The following is a 17,062-nucleotide window of genomic DNA, read 5'->3' on the forward strand; positions in this document are numbered from 1 at the left end:
TCTCTAACATCGAGTGCCGCCGGTGGCCAAGACCGCGCGATGCCGGCTCAGTTCGAGCCTGCGTTCTCGGAAGCGGCTGTGTCCTCAACGAATTTCCGAAAGTCGGTTGGCGGGTGCCCGGTCAAATGCTCGCAGGCGTTCGTAATCCGTTGATAGCGGCCCTCTTCTATGGATCGGCACAAGGTCGAAAAGGCATGCGGCCAAGGATCCTGCATTTCCGCCCAGGCGCGTTGAAGGTAGTCGGCGGGTGAACAGGGAGCGAATTCAAGACGATGGCCGAAAGCTGAACCTGCGGCCTCGGTCATTTCGTGAAACGACAGCTTCCGTGGCCCCGTCAGCTCATAAGTCTTTCCTGCATGCTGCATTGGCGACGCGACCACCGCCGCTGCGGCCAGGGCAACATCCTGTCGCGATATTGGCGCAACCGCTCCAGTGTCCGTGGGTAGCGAAAGAACTCCGGACGAAAGGGCCGGCTTGATCCAGGTGTCGAGAACAAGATCCGAATACAGGCCGCATCTCAGGATTGTCCAGGTCAGCCCGCTCTCGCGCAACCTGCGCTCCGCATCCCGGTAGACGGGTGTGAAATAGAACGGCGAGTCCGCGTCGATATCGATGATGCTGGTGAAGACGATCGACGATTTTTTTCGGGAAGCGGCTGCCTCTATGGCGTTGGCATGGTGACCAAGGAGATCGCGGCCGTCTCCGTCGCTCGAGACGAGCAGCAGCGTCGAGACGCCTTCGAATGCGCGCAACAAACTCCTGGGGTCGTCGTAGTCCGCGATCCGCAACGGCGTTTCGGCAGACAGGCCCGCTACACGCTTTCCGGTGGTCCTGACCATACCCGCCGCCGGAAAGCCCTGGCGCGACAGCGCGGCAAGCGTCTTGCTCCCGACATATCCCGACGCCCCGGTTACAAGGATCATGCATTCGCTCTTGAGCCATACAGACGGATAAAGTTGCACCCATTTGGCCGGGACGCAAAGGATGGCGGCCGGGCTTGGCATTGACGCACCCATGCGCCACGCTTTAGCACTTCAGTCCCGCCGGCGCGGGGGAGGGATTCTTTCACGATGGATTTTGGCGGAGGCGACGAGATCCGCTTCGAACATCTGGGGCGGGCCGGCGTCGTCACCTTGACGCGGCCGCAGGCGCTCAATGCCTTGACGCACCGCATGATCAGGGCGCTCGACGCAGCTCTTTGCGCCTGGGAGACCGACCGAGGCATCGATGTCGTCGTTGTCAAGGCCGAGGGCAGGGCCTTTTCGGCCGGCGGCGACATCCTGCAGGTCTATGAGACCGGCCGGGCGGGAAAACCGCCGGTCGAGTTCTTCGCCGACGAGTACCGGCTCAACGCCCGCATCAACAGCTTCAAGAAACCTTACGTCGCCCTGATCGACGGCATCGTCATGGGCGGTGGCGTCGGCATTTCCTTCCACGGTTCGCACCGGGTGATGACCGAGAATGCCCAATTTGCCATGCCGGAGGTCGGCATCGGCTTTTTCCCCGATGTCGGCGCCAGCCACCTGCTGCCCGATCTCGGCGGCTCGTTCGGCATGTATCTGGCGCTGACCGGCAATCGCATCCGTTATGGCGATGCGCTGTGGTCGGGCTTGGCGACCCACACCATCAAGGCCGAGGACCAGGGCGGCTTCCTCGACCGGCTGACGTTGACCGGCGACCCGGAAGCGGTGCTGCGCGGTTTCTTCATCCAGGCAAGGCGGGAGACCGACAGGCCGACGCTGGAGGCGATATCGAGCCATTTTTCGCAACCATCCCTGAAACGCGTCATCGACAGCCTGGAGCGCGCGGCGGATGCCGACGAGTTCGCGGCAAAGACGCTGGCGACGATCCGCACCCGCTCGCCGACCAGCCTGCGAGTCGCCTGGCGCCAGATCAGCGTCGGGCTGACCCTGTCGATGGACGCATGCATGAAGATGGAGTTCCGCATCCTCAACCGGATGCTGGCCGGCCATGATTTCTACGAAGGCATCCGCGCCGCCATCATCGACAAGGGCTCGAAGCCGCAATGGCGCCCGGCAAGCCTCGATGCGGTCAGCGAGGCCGATGTCGACGCCTACTTCGCTCCGCTGGGCGAAAGGGAGCTCTTGATATGAGCGAGGTGACCCCGAGGCGCGTCGTGCTGCAGCCCTCCGGGGTGGAGGTGATCTTCGCCTGGTTCCAGCGCGTCATATCGGGCTACTGCCTGCTGTTCGGCATTCTCTACTGGATCAAGCTGATCGGCTTCTATCCGGGCTCGCTGTGGCGTTTCGACCTGATGCCCGTGCACTGGCAGGTGGCGGCGGTGGTGCTGGCCGTGTTCTTTCCCTTCGCCGCTGCCGGCCTGTGGATGCTGGCGTCCTGGGGGCCGGTGATCTGGTTCATTTGCGCGGTGACCGAGACGGTGATGTATGCCGGCTTTCCCGAGCTTTTCGGCCACCGCCTGCTGATTGTTATCTCGCATGCCGCGGTGGCGGTGCTCTACATCGTCTTTCGCGTTGTCATCTACCTGCAGAAGCGCCCGGTCCGCCACTAAGCCATTGAGCACATTGGCGCCCTGGCTTCTGCCTGGATTCGGTCTCCAAATTGTTGCCGAAATCTTTAGGTTAATTATCTTTGCTCGGGTGACCGTTCGTTAAGCCTCTTTCGAAACCTGTTACCGGTAAGCTCTTGTTAGCCCTAGCGTTTAAGTCGAATTTTATGAGTATTCGATAGTGTCGCGATCAAGGTGAAAAACAAAAAATCACCAAGGCGACAAACGAGAGGCAAAGACAATGATCAATTCGCGTCCGGCGGCGAAGACCGCCAACGTATCCGACGATCGCCGCGAGGCTATCCGTTCCCTGTACATGGAATCGCTGCAGCTTGTTGAGCGGCTGCACCGTCGCCTGCTTGACGTGATCAAGGACGAATTCGACCGCAACGGCCGTTCCGACATCAATGCCATCCAGGCGCTGCTGCTGTTCAACATCGGCAATTCCGAGCTGACCGCCGGCGAGCTGCGCTCGCGTGGCTACTATCTCGGCTCGAACGTCTCCTACAATCTGAAGAAGCTGGTCGATCTCGGCTTCATCAACCACCAGCGCTCGCGCATTGACCGCCGTTCGGTCCGCGTCTCGCTGACGCCGAAGGGCAACGAGGTGGCGGAAGTCGTCGCCGGCCTTTACGAGCGTCATGTCGGTTCGATCGAGCAGGTCGGCGGCATCAACACCGACGAGTTCAAGCAGATGAACCGCGCTTTGCAGCGGCTCGACCGCTTCTGGAACGACACCATCGCCTACCGGATGTAATGCGCGGCATCAGATCCGGCCCGCGCCACAGAAGCGCGGCCGAAATATCGACCTTCAGTCAGGGCCGGTGCCGAAAGCACCGGCCTTTTCTTTGGATTTTGGCTACCATCATTCTATTAGCTGACCATCTTATTGCGGCCAGCGATCGCGGATCGGTGCCGAAAAAGCACGGGTCTTTTCACTTCGCTGCGCTTGGCGGGCCAAATTCAACCGAAAGCCACGTTGCCGCCATATTCCAGTGGAACCGAGGATGCCGGTGATGCTGTGGTGAAGGCCGTGCGTTCACCAAGGAACCCGTATCGTGCTTCGAGCGTTTGTGGCCTAGCTGATACGGACAATGGTTGGCTAATTGTTAAGTTTGCCAATTCTAGAGTGCGGGCAAGATCGCCCCCATAACCGAATACATTAGATCGAACGCTACAAATGTCTGGAACGTCCATGAAAACCAGCCGCCGCTTTTTCCTTTCCGGAGCCTCTGCGCTCGCAGCAGCTATGGTTGCCGGCGGCGCCAATGCGCAGGACGTGATCGGGGACATCCTGAAGTCCTCAACGCGCGGCAATTGGGACGACCAGTTCGACGCCCGCGCCAGCGAGGGCGGCAAGGTGGCCTCGACGCTGCCGATCTTCAGTCTGCAGACCGTCGCCTTTACGGAACAGGCGGTCGCGCAATATCAGAACATCGTCGGGCAGGGCGGCTGGGTCGACGTCCCAGCGACCAAGAAACTGCAGCTCGGCGTCGATGATCCCGATGTGGTGCCATTGCGAAAGCGCCTGATGGTCGCGGGCGACCTCTCGCAGAGCGCCGGCATTTCGACGGCTTTCGATTCCTATGTCGACTCGGCGGTCAAGCGTTTCCAGTTGCGTCACGGCCTGCCGGCCGACGGCTCGATGGGTAAATACACCTACGCGGCGATGAACGTTTCGGCGCAGATAAGGCTTGGCCAGTTGCAGACCAATTTGCAGCGGCTGCGCGAGAAGGCCGGCACGCTGGGCAGTCGCTATGTGCTGGTCGACATTCCGGCGGCGCAGATCGAAGCGGTCGAGAACGACCGCGTCGTGCTTCGCCACACCGCGATCGTTGGCAAGATCGATCGCCAGACGCCGATCGTCAATTCCAAAATCAACGAGATCATCGTCAATCCGTACTGGAACGCGCCGGTCTCGATCGTGCGCAAGGACATTATTCCGCTGATGCGGAAGAATCCCGATTATCTGAAGGACAGCCATATCCGCCTGTTCGCGCCGGATGGCAGCGAAGTCGATCCGATGAACGTGGACTGGTCGACCGACGACGCCGAGAAGTACCGTTTCCGCCAGGACCCCGGCTCGGAAAACGCCATGGCGTCGGTCAAGATCAACTTCCCGAGCCCGGACGGTGTCTACATGCACGACACGCCGCAGCAGAGCCTGTTCGGCAAGATGATGCGCTTCGATTCCTCGGGCTGCGTGCGCGTGCAGAATGTGCGCGACCTCGTCACCTGGATCTTGCGCGACACGCCCGGCTGGGACCGCCAACATTTCGAGGCGGCGATCAAGACCGGCCAAAACACGCCGATCCAGGTCACCAACCCGGTGCCGGTCCACTTCCTCTATCTCTCGGCCTGGTCGACGGGCCCAGGCGTCGTGCAGTTCCGCGACGACGTCTACGCGCTCGATGGCAACAACGAGCTGCAGATCACGTCATCGCTTTAAATAGCTGATCTATTTATAAAAAAGGCCGCTGCTCAGGGCGGCCTTTTTCGTTGCTTGGGTGCAGCTGCGTTTTTCCGCAGGAGGGGCCGCTGCACGGATCGACCGGCCTTGCGCATGGTCGACGGACAAGCTTGGAACCGGACCATGGAAGTCGCCGTCTTCATTCAGGTCGTGCTCGTCTTCTTCGCGCTTTCCGGCGCGAGGCTGGAAGGCAGGAGCTGGAACTGAGGCTCGCCGGCATCGAAGCCGAGCGCGCAGCCGTGCGTGCCAAAGGTCGGAAGGCTCGGAAATAGCAACCTGGAGACTTCGCTGGCGCAATCCGGCCAGCAAATTTCGCGCCGCAAACGTGGCGGGGCGAAAACAACTGTGTTAATGGCGCGGCAAATGCACGTCGCCCAAAAGTGTGCAGCGTTTTTTTGGGGCAACGACTGGCATAAATCGAAAATTGCCCCCGAACCCCGAGGATTTCAGGCCATGGCAACAGCAGCGGCAGTGTCGAACAAATTCGAATCCTTCTTCGAAACCACGCTGGCCGACGCCGATCCGGAGATTTTCGGCGCCATCCGCAACGAACTCGGCCGCCAGCGCCACGAGATCGAGCTGATCGCCTCGGAAAACATCGTCTCGCGCGCCGTGCTGGAAGCGCAGGGCTCGATCATGACCAACAAATATGCCGAGGGCTATCCGGGCAAACGCTACTATGGCGGCTGCCAGTTCGTCGACGTCGCCGAGGAACTGGCCATCCAGCGGGCGAAGAAGCTGTTCGGCTGCAACTTCGCCAACGTCCAGCCGAATTCCGGCAGCCAGATGAACCAGGCTGTGTTCCTGGCGCTCTTGCAGCCCGGCGACACTTTCATGGGCCTCGACCTCAATTCCGGCGGCCATCTGACCCACGGTTCGCCGGTCAACATGAGCGGCAAATGGTTCAAGGTCGTCTCCTATGGTGTGCGCCAGGACGACCATCTGCTCGACATGGACGCCATCGAGAAGACCGCGCATGAGACCAAGCCGAAGCTGATCCTGGCCGGCGGCACCGCCTATTCGCGGGTCTGGGACTGGAAGCGCTTTCGAGAGATCGCCGACGCTGTCGGCGCCTACCTGATGGTCGACATGGCGCACATCGCGGGGCTCGTCGCCGGCGGCGTGCATCCGTCGCCGCTGCCGCATGCCCATGTCGTGACCACCACGACGCACAAGTCGCTGCGCGGCCCGCGCGGCGGCATGATCCTGTGCAATGACGAGGACATCGCCAAGAAGATGAATTCGGCGGTGTTCCCCGGTCTGCAGGGCGGCCCGCTGATGCATGTCATCGCCGCCAAGGCGGTCGCCTTCGGCGAAGCGCTGAAGCCGAGCTTCAAGGTCTATGCCGAAAGCGTCGCCGCCAACGCCAAGGCGCTCGCCTCCAGTCTCAAGGAAACCGGTCTCGACATCGTCTCCGGCGGCACCGACAACCATCTGATGCTGGTCGACCTCAGGCCCAAGAACGCCACCGGCAAGCGCGCCGAGGCGGCCCTTGGCCGCGCCAACATCACCTGCAACAAGAATGGCATTCCGTTCGACCCGGAAAAGCCTTTCGTCACCTCGGGCGTGCGTCTCGGCACACCGGCTGGCACCACGCGCGGCTTCGGCCAGGCCGAATTCCGCGAGATCGGCAAGCTGATCGCCGAAGTGCTGGATGGTCTCAAGGTCGCCAATTCCGACGAGGGCAACGCCGCTGTCGAAGCCGCGGTCAAGGCCAAGGTCGTGGCGCTGACCGACCGTTTCCCGCTCTATCCCTATCTCGGCTGACGCGATAGGAAGTCTTGCCGCCTGCTGCGGACGACAAGCGTCGTCTCGGCAGGCCGGGGCGACCGGCAGGAGCCTTGATGATGCGACTATTTCGTTTCGCCGACCTTGGCGCCGTTGGCGCTCTGGCCGCTTTGATGGCCTTGCCGCTGCCCGGCATCGCCTTGGCGCAAACTGCACCCGCTCAGCCGACGCAACCCGCTCCTGCCAAGGCCGCACCCGCGGCGCCGGCCCCGGCACCCAAGCTCGAGACCTTCGGCAGGTGGTCGACCTTGGTCGACGAGGTCGACACCGGTGAGGATCTCCGCAAGACCTGCGCGGCTTCGACCGCCTTTATCGGCGCCGGTGGCGTGCCCGGTACCCTGACGCTCGTCATCACGAACGGCGATGCACTGCCGCCGGATGCCTACCCGACCGTAACCATCGCTGTCGACAACAAGGATCTGCCGGCCGGCAAGTCCGTCGCCGCCACCTTCGGCGATGACAAGGGCCGCGTCGCCGCCAAGCTCCATTCCGATGGCGCCGTCAACGGCCGGCTCAGCTGGACCGTGGACAATCAGGCCAAGACCAGCCTGGCGCTCTTGCGCGCCATGCGCCGAGCATCGGCGCTTGATGTCTCCTTTGGCGATGCGCCGGTTGGAAGCATATCCATGGACGGCTTCACCAAGGCCTATCGCAGCCTCGGTGCATCGTGCGGGTTTCCGACCACCGATGTCGCTCCCTGACGACATCGGCACGCAGTCCGGCTGCTTGGCGAGGCTGGCAATCTTGCATGCGCCTCGCTATCTCTGTGGCTGAGAGGCGAGGGGCTGGTGGCGGTACTTTGCCATCGTTGCAAAAACCTCTAAGCCTTTCGCTTCACCAGATTCGCCAACCAAAGGCTTCTCCATGCGCTGTCCCTATTGCCAGTCTGAAGATACGCAGGTGAAGGATTCGCGCCCCGCCGAGGATGGCGCGGCGATCCGCAGGCGGCGCGTCTGCCCTGATTGCGGCGGCCGCTTCACCACCTTCGAGCGTGTGCAGTTGCGCGATCTCGTGGTGGTCAAGAAATCGGGTCGCAAAGTGCCGTTCGACCGCGACAAGCTGTTGCGTTCGGTGGAGATCGCCGTTCGCAAGCGCAATGTCGATCCCGAGCGCATCGATCGCGCGGTGACCGGCATCGTGCGCCAGCTCGAAAGTTCCGGCGAGACCGAAGTGGCCTCCGGTGAGGTCGGCCGGCTGGTCATGGAAGCGCTGAAATCGCTCGACGATGTCGCCTATGTCCGTTTCGCCTCGGTTTACCGCAATTTTCGCGAGGCCAAGGATTTCCACGAATTGCTGGGCGAGCTCAAGGGCGACGAAATCAAGGGTGAAGAGGACGCCAGCTGAGCATGACTGTAAGTGAACAGGCCGCCCTTGATCGCCGCTTCATGGCGGCGGCACTCAGACTGTCGCGAAAAAATGCCGGGCGCACCGCGACCAACCCGTCTGTCGGCACGCTGATCGTGCGCGATGACGGCAATGGCCCGATGATCGTCGGCACCGGCGTCACCGCTGTCGGCGGCCGCCCGCATGCCGAGACCGAGGCCCTGGCCGAGGCCGGCGAGCTCGCGCGTGGCGCTACCGCTTACGTCACTCTCGAACCTTGCGCCCACCATGGCCGCACGCCGCCCTGCGCCAATGCGCTGGTCAATGCCGGCGTCGCGCGCGTCGTCGGCGCGGCCAGCGATCCCGATCCGCGGGTGTCCGGCAAGGGTTATGCGATCCTGCGCGCCGCCGGTGTCGAGGTGGTCGAGAAGGTGTTGGCGGCGGAAGCCGCTGAGCAGATGGCCGGCTATTTGATCCGGTCGTTGAGAAAACGCCCAGAAGTGATTCTCAAGCTTGCGCTTTCCAGCGACGGCAAGATCGGCCGAGAAGGCGGGGGGCAGGTGTCGATCACCGGCGATATCGCGCGCCGCGAAGTGTATCTGATGCGGGCCGCGGCCGATGGCATACTGGTCGGTATCGGCACGGCCCTTGAGGATGATCCGGCCCTGACGGTGCGCTTGCCGGGGCTAGAGAACCGTTCGCCCGCCCGCATCGTGCTCGACCGGCTGATCAGGTTGCCGGAGGCCTCGAAGCTGGTTTCGGGCGTGGATCGGGTGCCGCTCTATGTCGCCGCTTGCCTGGAGGCCGATCCGCTGCGGCGGGCAGCGCTCGAACGCGCCGGGGTGCGCTTCATAGGCACCGAAACACATGAGGGCGGCGTAGCACTACCGGAACTGCTCGAGGACCTGGCCGCGCTCGGCATGGCCAGCGTGCTGGTCGAAGGCGGCGCCAAGGTGGCGAGCGCCTTCCTGGCGGATGGGCTGGTCGACCGCATCGTGCTGTTCCAGGGGCCGGAAGCGATCGGCGACGACGGCATTGCATCGCCGATCGACGCGGACCATATCCCGGCAGGTTTTCGCAAGCTGCGCGAGATGCACTTTGGCGAAGACAGCTACGCCGAGTGGATAAGGGATATCGGACCATGATCCCGAAAAGTGGCAACCGGTTTTCGGGATCATGGTCAAACGGGAAGATAGGATCTGATGTTTACCGGAATTGTCACTGATGTCGGCACTGTCGCTGCCGTCAAGCCGCTCAGGGAAGGGGTGGGTTTGCGCATCGACACCGCCTATGACCCGCAGAGCATTGCTGTTGGTGCCTCGATCTCCTGTGGCGGCGTCTGCCTGACGGTTACGGCCTTGCCCGACAGCGGCTCGAACGCACGCTGGTTTGAGGTCGAGGCCTGGGAAGAGGCGCTCAGGCTGTCGACGGCGATGGGCTGGAAGTCGGGCACGCGCATCAATCTGGAACGGGCGCTGAAGATCGGCGACGAACTCGGCGGCCATATCGTTTCGGGCCATGTCGACGGAATGGCCGAGATCGTCGAGCGCAAGGATGAGGGCGACGCGGTGCGTTTTACGCTGGAGGCACCGCGCGAACTGGCGAAGTTCATTGCGCCAAAAGGCTCGGTCGCACTCGACGGCACCTCGCTCACCGTCAACAAGGTTGAAGGCACGCGCTTCGATGTGCTTTTGATCCACCACTCTCTGACCGTGACCACCTGGGGCGAGCGCGAGGTCGGCGACCGCGTCAATCTCGAAATCGACACCATGGCCCGCTACGCGGCGCGGCTGGTGGAGGCGGCGAAAGAGGGGCTTTGATGGTCAAGGATAGACGGATCGGCTGAACAAGAAGAAGAACTCCGGTGCCCGACACTCGAAGCGCTGGCCGATGTGGACGCCGGTCGTGTGATCGATCATCAGACCGTAGAGACCTGGGTTGATAACCTTGACAGCCATCTCAAAAACGAGGTTAGTGAACCTGAATAGGTTGGCAAACCGAGCGCGCGCAACATCTTCGCTTGCGATGAACCCGGCTTCGGCCTAAGTCACCGGCGATCCCCGGAGACTTTTATGGCTGGCACATCCCAACACGGCAAAGCCTTCATTCGTCCGAAGACGAAGGCGCATCTGCTCATTGTCGAAGCGCGCTTTCACGACGACCTTGCCGACGCGCTGCTCGAAGGCGCGACCGGCGCGCTCGATGAAGCGGGCGCGACTTACGACGTCGTCACCGTTCCAGGTTCGCTCGAGATTCCCGCGGTGATTACCTTCGCGCTGGACGGCGCGACGGAAGGCGGCACAAATTATGACGGCTTTGTTGCGCTCGGCACCATCATCCGCGGCGATACCTATCATTTCGACATTGTCGCCAATGAATCCAGCCGCGCGCTCATGGACCTGTCCGTGCAGGACTCTGTCTGCATCGGCAACGGCATCCTCACCACCGAGAACGACGCGCAGGCGTGGACGCGGGCCAAGCGCTCGGAAGGTGACAAGGGCGGCTTTGCCGCGCGTGCGGCGCTGACCATGATTGCCCTCAAGGAACAACTGGGAGCGCGATCGTGAGCGAACCCGCTTCGCCCGGCCAGCCGGCCGTGCGCCATGCCAACAAGCGCGGCGCTGCCCGTCTGGCCGCCGTGCAGGCGCTCTATCAGATGGACGTCGCCGGCAGCGGTGTCTTCGAGATCACCGCCGAATACGAGGCGTTTCGCCTTGGCAAGGAAGTCGATGGCGCGCTCTATCGCGAGGCCGATGCGCAATGGTTTCGCGCCATCCTGGCGGGCGTCGTCGAGAACCAGAAGATCATCGATCCGATCATCCGCCAGGCGCTGACCGAGGACTGGCCGCTGTCGAGGCTCGACTCGACGCTGCGCGCCATCCTGCGCGCCGGCGTCTACGAGTTGATGAAGCGCGAGGATGTCCCCGTCGCCGTTATCGTCTCCGAATATGTCGACATCGCCAAGGCATTCTACGAGGAAGACGAACCGAAGCTGGTCAATGCCGTGCTCGACCGTGTGTCACGCCGGGTGCGTGGCGAGGGGCGCGGCAAGGACGCATCATGACGGCAATCGCCGTCGGGGCGAGAGGCAAGGAGGCGCGCCGCACCGCGCTGATCCTCGCCGCCTCGCAGGCGATCATCGGCTCGGCGGCCCCCATCGCCATTTCCATGGGAGCGCTGGCCGGGCAATATCTGCTTGGTCCCGACAAATCATTGGCGACAGCGCCGATCACCGGCTTCAACATCGGCGTGGCGCTCGGCGCGCTGCCCGCTGCGGCCATCATTCGCAGCATGGGCCAGCGCGGCGGCTTCATGACCGGCACGATCGTCACGGCGCTTGGCGGCCTCGTCGCCACGCTTGCGCTTTTTCAAGGCAGCTTCTGGCTGTTTGCCTTTGGCTTGCTCACGATCGGTGTCGGTGGCGCCTTCGTCCAGCAGTTCCGCTTCGCCGCTGCCGACAACGCACCGCCGGAATTCAAGGCGCGCGCCATCTCCTTCGTGCTGGCAGGCGGTATCGTTACTGCCATCCTCGGGCCGCAGATCGTCATCTTCACCCGAGAATTGTTGGCGCCGGTGATGTTTGCCGGTTCGTTCGTCTCCATCCTGCCGCTGGCCGCGGTCGGCGCCATCATCCTGTCGTTTCTGCGGCTGCCGGCGAAAGCATCCGGCAAGGTGGAGATCGCCGCCAGCGACGCCAGGCCATTGGCCGAAATCGTCACGCAGCCGCGCTTCGTCGCCGCGCTTTTCTGCGCGGTCGGCAGCTACGCGCTGATGAGCTTCGTCATGACGGGCGCACCGCTGGCCATGGTCGGTTGCGGGCTGTCGGAGACCGACGCGACGCTCGGCATCTCCTGGCACGTCATGGCGATGTTCGCGCCAAGCTTCTTCACCGGCTCGCTGATCCATCGCTTCGGTGCCGAACGCGTTGTGGCCGCCGGCCTGGTCCTGCTCATCGGCTGCGCCATTGTCGCTCTGTCGGGCCTGGCGCTGTGGCAATTCTGGACGTCGCTGGTCCTGCTCGGCCTTGGCTGGAATTTCGGCTTCATCGGCGCCACGGCGATGGTGTCGGCCAGCTACCGGCCGTCGGAAAAGGGCAAGGTGCAAGGCTTCCACGACTTCGTCCTGTTCGGCTCCGTCGCCTGCGCCTCGCTGATGTCGGGCATGGTCTACAACGCCTGGGGTTGGGAGATGCTGAACTGGATGATATTCCCGGTTGCTGTGCTCTGTTTCGTTGCGCTAGGCGCGCTGAAGGTGACTAGAACGCGCCCGGTTTGACGCCAAACCTATGCGTCCGGCGGCAACACTTGAAGCACCCGCGCTATGAACATGTGGAACTCAGCCATGTAGTTGCGTAGGAAGTCCTCGGTGGATTCGACCGTCACTTCGCCGTCGTCCGTTATCAGTCCCGGCGTGAACTGGATATAGGCTTCCGGCGCATTCATCTGGGGTGAGTTGCAGAAGCTCAGAACGCTGCGCAGGCTTTGTTGGGCGACAGCGGTTGCGATGGCGCCCGGCGATGTTCCGATGACGGCGGACGGTTTGCGCGCGAATGAATTCTTTCCATAGGGGCGGCTGGCCCAGTCGATCGCGTTCTTCAATCCGCCAGGGATCGAGCGATTGTACTCCGGGGTAACGAACAGCACGGCCTGAACGGAGGCGATCGCCTCTTTGAAATCCCGGGCGACCGGTGGGAAATCCGCGTCATAGTCGTAACTGTAAAGGGGCAGATCCCTGAAGGCGATTTCCGTCATTTCAAGTTCCGGAGGAGCCAGTTGAACGAGCGCCTTCGCGAGCTTGCGGTTGATGGATTCCCGGGCAAGACTGCCGATGAGGTAACCGACTTTGTGTATGGCCATGACACGCTCTCCGTGTTTGCCACCCGCACCCTCATTGCATTATCCGCCAGATGGCAGCAGATCGCCAGCGTCGCCTCGAAATCGGCCTTCCGAACAAAAATATTGCGCTGATCCCCCTTGTTATGAAACCGTGTGCCCCGACTGGCCGTTGAAGCCATGCTCATATGCGGCTACCGCATTTCGGTTCATAGCAAGGGGTTTTCACGATGTTTTCAGTCAAGGTTCTCGCCGGCGCGGCATTGGCGCTCGGCATTACGGCGGCTTCCGCCAGCGCCCAGGTGGTTGTCTCTTCCAAGATCGACACCGAAGGCGGCGTGCTCGGCAACATCATCCAGCTCGTCCTCAACGCCAACAACATCAAGACATCAGACCGTATCCAGCTCGGCGGCACTCCGGTGGTGCGCAAGGCGATCATCGCCGGTGAGATCGACATCTATCCCGAATACACTGGCAACGCCGCCTTCTTCTTCGAGAAAGCGGACGACCCGGTCTGGAAGGATGCCGCCAAGGCCTATGAGACAGCCAAGAAGCTCGACTACGACGCCAACAAGATCGTCTGGCTGTCGCCGTCGCCCGCCAACAACACCTGGGCCATCGCGCTGCGCAAGGAAGTCGCCGAGACCAACAAGCTCGCCACGCTCACCGACTTCGGCAAATATGTCGCGGGCGGCGGTCAGGTGGTGCTGGCGGCTTCCGCCGAATTCGTCAATTCGGCTGCCGCCCTGCCGGCCTTCCAGACTACCTATGGCTTCACTCTGAAGCCTGAGCAACTGATCACGCTCTCGGGCGGCGACACCGCGGCAACCATCGCCGCTGCCGCCAACCAGACCAGCGGCGCCAACGCCGCCATGGTCTACGGCACCGATGGCGGCATCGCGCCGTCCGGGCTCGTCGTGCTCGACGACGACAAGGGCGTGCAGCCGGTCTACCAGCCGGCGCCGATCATCCGCGAGGCGGTGCTGAAGGAGCATCCCGAGATCGAGACGCTGCTGAAGCCGGTCTTCGCCAAGCTCGACCTCGTCACACTGCAGGAACTGAACGGTCGCGTGCAGGTCGGCGGCGAGCCGGTCAAGGGCGTCGCCGAGGACTTCCTGAAGAAGAACGGCTTCCTGAAGTAGAACGATTCCGGCGCGTCGCCTTCGTGGCGCGCCGGATCGACTGACGGGGGAGGGCGTGAACATCCGCTTCGACAAGCTCGGCGTGGTCATCGCCGCGATCGTTGCCTACGCGGCTTTCGCCGCGCCCTTCGCCACGTTCCGCGCCAACCGCATCGTTCCCGGCCAGGCGCGCTCGATTCTCGAGGCGCTGCCGGCAACCACCGGGACGCTGCTGCTCGCCATTGTTGTCGCCGCCGCGCTCATTGCTCTGTTCAGGACACCGCTCGTGCTGCGCCTTGCCGCCAGCGTGGTTGCGCTTGCCGCGATCGCGCTGCTGATCGGCGTCGCCGGCACTTTTCTCACGCCGGCAGGCAACACCTTTGCGAGGGTTTCTCCGGCCTCGGGTTTCTGGATTCTCATCTTTGCCTTCACGCTTTTGCTCGCCGACGTGCTGACACGGCTGAACCTGTCGCCATTGGCACGGGTTGGCGTGCTTGTTGTCGCGGCTTTGGCGATCGGGCTGCTCTTGATTTCGGGAAGCTGGGACAACCTTTCCATCCTCAAGGAATACGCCAACCGCGCCGACAGTTTCTGGGCCGAAGGCTCCAAGCACGTGACGCTGGCGCTCGGGTCTCTGCTTGCTGCGGTGGTCATCGGCCTGCCGCTCGGCATCCTGTGCCATCGCGTCGAAAGGCTGCGCGCCGGCGTTCTCAACGTGCTCAACATCATCCAGACCATCCCCTCGATTGCGCTGTTCGGCCTGCTGATCGCGCCGCTCGGCTGGGTTGCCACGCATGTGCCGGGGGCTGCCGCGCTCGGCATTCGCGGCATCGGCACCGCCCCGGCTTTCGTCGCGCTGTTCCTCTATTCGCTGCTGCCGGTCGTGGCCAACACCGTGGTCGGTCTCGCCGGCGTGCCGCGCGCCGCTAACGACGCGGCGCGTGGCATGGGCATGACCGACAGGCAGCGCCTGTTCGGCGTCGAGTTTCCGCTGGCCTTTCCGGTGATCCTCACCGGCATCCGCATCGTTTTGGTGCAGAACATCGGTCTTGCCACCATCGCCGCGCTGATCGGTGGCGGCGGGTTCGGCGTGTTCGTCTTCCAGGGCGTTGGCCAGACGGCGATGGACCTTGTGCTGCTCGGTGCGGTGCCAACGGTCGCGCTCGCCTTTGCCGCCGCCATCATCCTCGATGCGGTGATCGAAATGACTGCCACCAAGCGCAGGGTTGAAACAGCATGATCGAGATCGAAGGCATTACCAAGCGCTATGACGCGACAACAGTGGTCGATGACGTCTCGATGGTCATCGAGCCGCGCACCATCGCCGTCATTGTCGGCACGTCAGGCTCCGGCAAGACGACGCTGCTGCGCATGATCAATCGGCTGGTCGAACCGACCTCGGGCGTCATCAAGCTCGACGGCGCCGACAATCGTTCGCTGCCTGGCTACGAACTGCGCCGCAGCATCGGCTACGCCATCCAGGGCCATGGCCTGTTTCCGCATCGCACGGTGGCACAGAACATCGCCACCGTGCCGGTGCTGCTCGGCTGGGACAAGGCCCGCATCAAGGCCAGGGTCGACGAACTGATGACACTCTATCAGCTTGATCCCGAAGCATTCGGGCCGCGCTACCCGCACGAACTGTCAGGCGGCCAGCAGCAGCGCGTCGGCGTTGCCCGCGCGCTCGCCGCCGAGCCCAACGTGCTGTTGATGGACGAACCGTTCGGCGCGCTCGACCCGATCATCCGCACCAAGGCGCAAGAGGATTTGCTGGCGATCCAGAAGCGCTTCGGCACCACCATCATCCTCGTCACGCACGACATGGAAGAGGCCGTGCATATGGGCGACAAGATCGCGGTCATGGATGCCGGCAAGCTGGTGCAATACGCAAAGCCCGCCGAGATCCTGGCGAGGCCGGCAAGCGCCTTCGTCGAAACCCTTGTCGGCGCCAGTGAAAGGCCATTCCGGTTGCTGTCGCTCGGCCGCGTGCGCGACGCCGTGGAGAAGGGCTCCGCCGAAGGCGAAGCGATCCCCGGCGATGCCAGCCAGCGCGACGCGCTGGCTGAACTGCTATGGTCGGGCCGGCCGGCTCTGCCGGTAAAAGGGGCCGACGGCAAGCCGCTTGGCCGAGTCACGGTCGACGGTCTGGTGAAACGCGCGGCGAGGCCGGCATGAAGGCCTGGCTTCCATCGCTGCTCAGGCTAGCCCTGGTGGTGCTGCTCGTCGCCTTCGTCACCAATCCCGGCTGGTTCGAGCCGCTGCTGAAGCCGCTGACCGAGAACAATGCGCCGGTGATCTACAACCAGGGCAGCCTGCTGACGCTGACATTGCTGCATTTGCGCACCGTTCTGATCGCCACCGTGGCTGCAACCATCGTCGCGGTGGCGCTTGCCATCCTGGTCACCAGGCCGACCGGCGCCGAATTCCTGCCGCTGTCGCGCAGCCTGGTCAACATCGGCCAGACCTTTCCGCCGGTGGCGGTGCTGGCGCTTGCGGTGCCGGCCGTTGGCTTCGGTGAGAAGCCGACGCTGATCGCGCTGTTTCTCTACGGCCTGCTGCCGATCTTCGAAAATGCGCTGACCGGCCTGACGACGCTGCCTGCCAATGTCGTCGAGGCGGCGCGCGGTGCCGGCATGACCGGTTGGCAAAGGCTCACCAAGGTCGAACTGCCGCTCAGCGCTCCGATCATCCTGGGTGGCATCAGACTGTCGGTGGTGATCAGCCTCGCCACCGCCACCATCGGTTCGACTGTGGCCGCCAAGACGCTAGGCGAGGTGATCATCGCCGGGTTGTTGTCCAACAATCTCGCCTTCATCCTGCAGGGCGGCCTGATCGTGGCAGCCCTTGCCGTGCTGATCTATGACGGTCTGTCGGCGATCGAGCGCTACACGGCGCGCCGCATGGGCCGTGAAGCGGAGTAGGCGCGTCCCGCGTCAGGGCCAATTTCAATCGATCTAATAGGACAGCGCTGACGGCAGTCGTTGGCTTGGCCCAAACC

Annotated in this window: 18 protein-coding genes; 16 read left to right on the plus strand and 2 right to left on the minus strand. The window is 63.1% G+C overall.

Features of this window, described 5'->3' with window-relative positions:
* Window positions 1–47: 47 nt before the first annotated feature.
* On the minus strand, window positions 48–1,004 hold the full coding sequence (locus ASD99_RS16205; protein WP_162256705.1) for an NAD(P)H-binding protein: 957 nt from the start codon (window positions 1,002–1,004) through the stop codon (window positions 48–50).
* Between the two features lie 66 nt (window positions 1,005–1,070).
* Here ASD99_RS16205 and ASD99_RS16210 point away from each other — a divergent pair, with 66 nt between their 5' ends.
* From ASD99_RS16210 to ASD99_RS16265, 12 genes are all read left to right on the plus strand, one after another.
* Complete coding sequence (locus ASD99_RS16210) at window positions 1,071–2,114, plus strand: enoyl-CoA hydratase/isomerase family protein (RefSeq protein WP_057144269.1); 1,044 nt, start codon at window positions 1,071–1,073, stop codon at window positions 2,112–2,114.
* Window positions 2,111–2,533: a DUF6163 family protein gene (locus tag ASD99_RS16215; protein ID WP_056594050.1), complete on the plus strand. Its 423-nt coding sequence runs from the start codon at window positions 2,111–2,113 to the stop codon at window positions 2,531–2,533. Before ASD99_RS16210 ends, ASD99_RS16215 begins: the two co-directional genes overlap by 4 nt.
* 238 nt (window positions 2,534–2,771) lie before the next feature.
* A complete protein-coding gene (gene ldtR, locus ASD99_RS16220; protein WP_008875359.1) occupies window positions 2,772–3,287 on the plus strand; it encodes a transcriptional regulator LdtR in 516 nt (171 codons plus the stop codon).
* Window positions 3,288–3,725: 438 nt separating this feature from the next.
* Window positions 3,726–4,979 (plus strand): L,D-transpeptidase family protein, encoded by a 1,254-nt coding sequence (locus ASD99_RS16225; RefSeq protein ID WP_056594053.1) that lies wholly within the window; start codon window positions 3,726–3,728, stop codon window positions 4,977–4,979.
* A 474-nt stretch (window positions 4,980–5,453) separates the two neighbouring features.
* Window positions 5,454–6,767 carry a serine hydroxymethyltransferase gene (gene glyA, locus ASD99_RS16230; RefSeq protein ID WP_057144270.1) on the plus strand — a complete coding sequence of 438 codons (1,314 nt, stop codon included), beginning with the start codon at window positions 5,454–5,456 and terminating at the stop codon, window positions 6,765–6,767.
* 77 nt (window positions 6,768–6,844) lie between these two features.
* Window positions 6,845–7,489, plus strand: coding sequence for a hypothetical protein (locus ASD99_RS16235; RefSeq protein ID WP_057144271.1), 645 nt, complete (start codon window positions 6,845–6,847; stop codon window positions 7,487–7,489).
* A 163-nt stretch (window positions 7,490–7,652) separates the two neighbouring features.
* The gene (gene nrdR, locus ASD99_RS16240) at window positions 7,653–8,132 is read left to right on the plus strand and encodes a transcriptional regulator NrdR (protein WP_056594062.1); all 480 of its coding nucleotides are present in this window, start codon (window positions 7,653–7,655) and stop codon (window positions 8,130–8,132) included.
* A 2-nt stretch (window positions 8,133–8,134) separates the two neighbouring features.
* A complete protein-coding gene (gene ribD, locus ASD99_RS16245; RefSeq protein WP_056594065.1) occupies window positions 8,135–9,256 on the plus strand; it encodes a bifunctional diaminohydroxyphosphoribosylaminopyrimidine deaminase/5-amino-6-(5-phosphoribosylamino)uracil reductase RibD in 1,122 nt (373 codons plus the stop codon).
* Window positions 9,257–9,313: 57 nt separating this feature from the next.
* Complete coding sequence (locus ASD99_RS16250) at window positions 9,314–9,931, plus strand: riboflavin synthase (protein WP_056594068.1); 618 nt, start codon at window positions 9,314–9,316, stop codon at window positions 9,929–9,931.
* 252 nt (window positions 9,932–10,183) lie between these two features.
* A complete protein-coding gene (gene ribH / locus ASD99_RS16255; RefSeq protein ID WP_057144272.1) occupies window positions 10,184–10,678 on the plus strand; it encodes a 6,7-dimethyl-8-ribityllumazine synthase in 495 nt (164 codons plus the stop codon).
* Window positions 10,675–11,175, plus strand: coding sequence for a transcription antitermination factor NusB (nusB, locus tag ASD99_RS16260; protein WP_057144273.1), 501 nt, complete (start codon window positions 10,675–10,677; stop codon window positions 11,173–11,175). The genes ribH and nusB overlap by 4 nt, the downstream gene beginning before the upstream one ends.
* On the plus strand, window positions 11,172–12,386 hold the full coding sequence (locus ASD99_RS16265; protein ID WP_057144274.1) for an MFS transporter: 1,215 nt from the start codon (window positions 11,172–11,174) through the stop codon (window positions 12,384–12,386). The genes nusB and ASD99_RS16265 overlap by 4 nt, the downstream gene beginning before the upstream one ends.
* 8 nt (window positions 12,387–12,394) lie before the next feature.
* Here ASD99_RS16265 and ASD99_RS16270 read toward each other — a convergent pair whose 3' ends face one another.
* Window positions 12,395–12,967, minus strand: coding sequence for an NADPH-dependent FMN reductase (locus ASD99_RS16270; protein WP_056594081.1), 573 nt, complete (start codon window positions 12,965–12,967; stop codon window positions 12,395–12,397).
* Window positions 12,968–13,173: 206 nt separating this feature from the next.
* Here ASD99_RS16270 and ASD99_RS16275 point away from each other — a divergent pair, with 206 nt between their 5' ends.
* Genes ASD99_RS16275 through ASD99_RS16290 form a run of 4 tightly spaced genes read left to right on the plus strand, consistent with a single transcriptional unit; the run spans window position 13,174 to window position 16,985 of the window.
* Window positions 13,174–14,085, plus strand: coding sequence for an ABC transporter substrate-binding protein (locus ASD99_RS16275; protein WP_056594084.1), 912 nt, complete (start codon window positions 13,174–13,176; stop codon window positions 14,083–14,085).
* A gap of 55 nt (window positions 14,086–14,140) precedes the next feature.
* A complete protein-coding gene (locus tag ASD99_RS16280) occupies window positions 14,141–15,304 on the plus strand; it encodes an ABC transporter permease (protein ID WP_056594088.1) in 1,164 nt (387 codons plus the stop codon).
* Window positions 15,301–16,239, plus strand: coding sequence for an ABC transporter ATP-binding protein (locus ASD99_RS16285; RefSeq protein WP_057144275.1), 939 nt, complete (start codon window positions 15,301–15,303; stop codon window positions 16,237–16,239). The genes ASD99_RS16280 and ASD99_RS16285 overlap by 4 nt, the downstream gene beginning before the upstream one ends.
* Complete coding sequence (locus ASD99_RS16290; RefSeq protein ID WP_057144276.1) at window positions 16,236–16,985, plus strand: ABC transporter permease; 750 nt, start codon at window positions 16,236–16,238, stop codon at window positions 16,983–16,985. Before ASD99_RS16285 ends, ASD99_RS16290 begins: the two co-directional genes overlap by 4 nt.
* Window positions 16,986–17,062: the final 77 nt, after the last annotated feature.

This window comes from Mesorhizobium sp. Root695 (assembly GCF_001428185.1).
GTDB lineage: Bacteria > Pseudomonadota > Alphaproteobacteria > Rhizobiales > Rhizobiaceae > Mesorhizobium.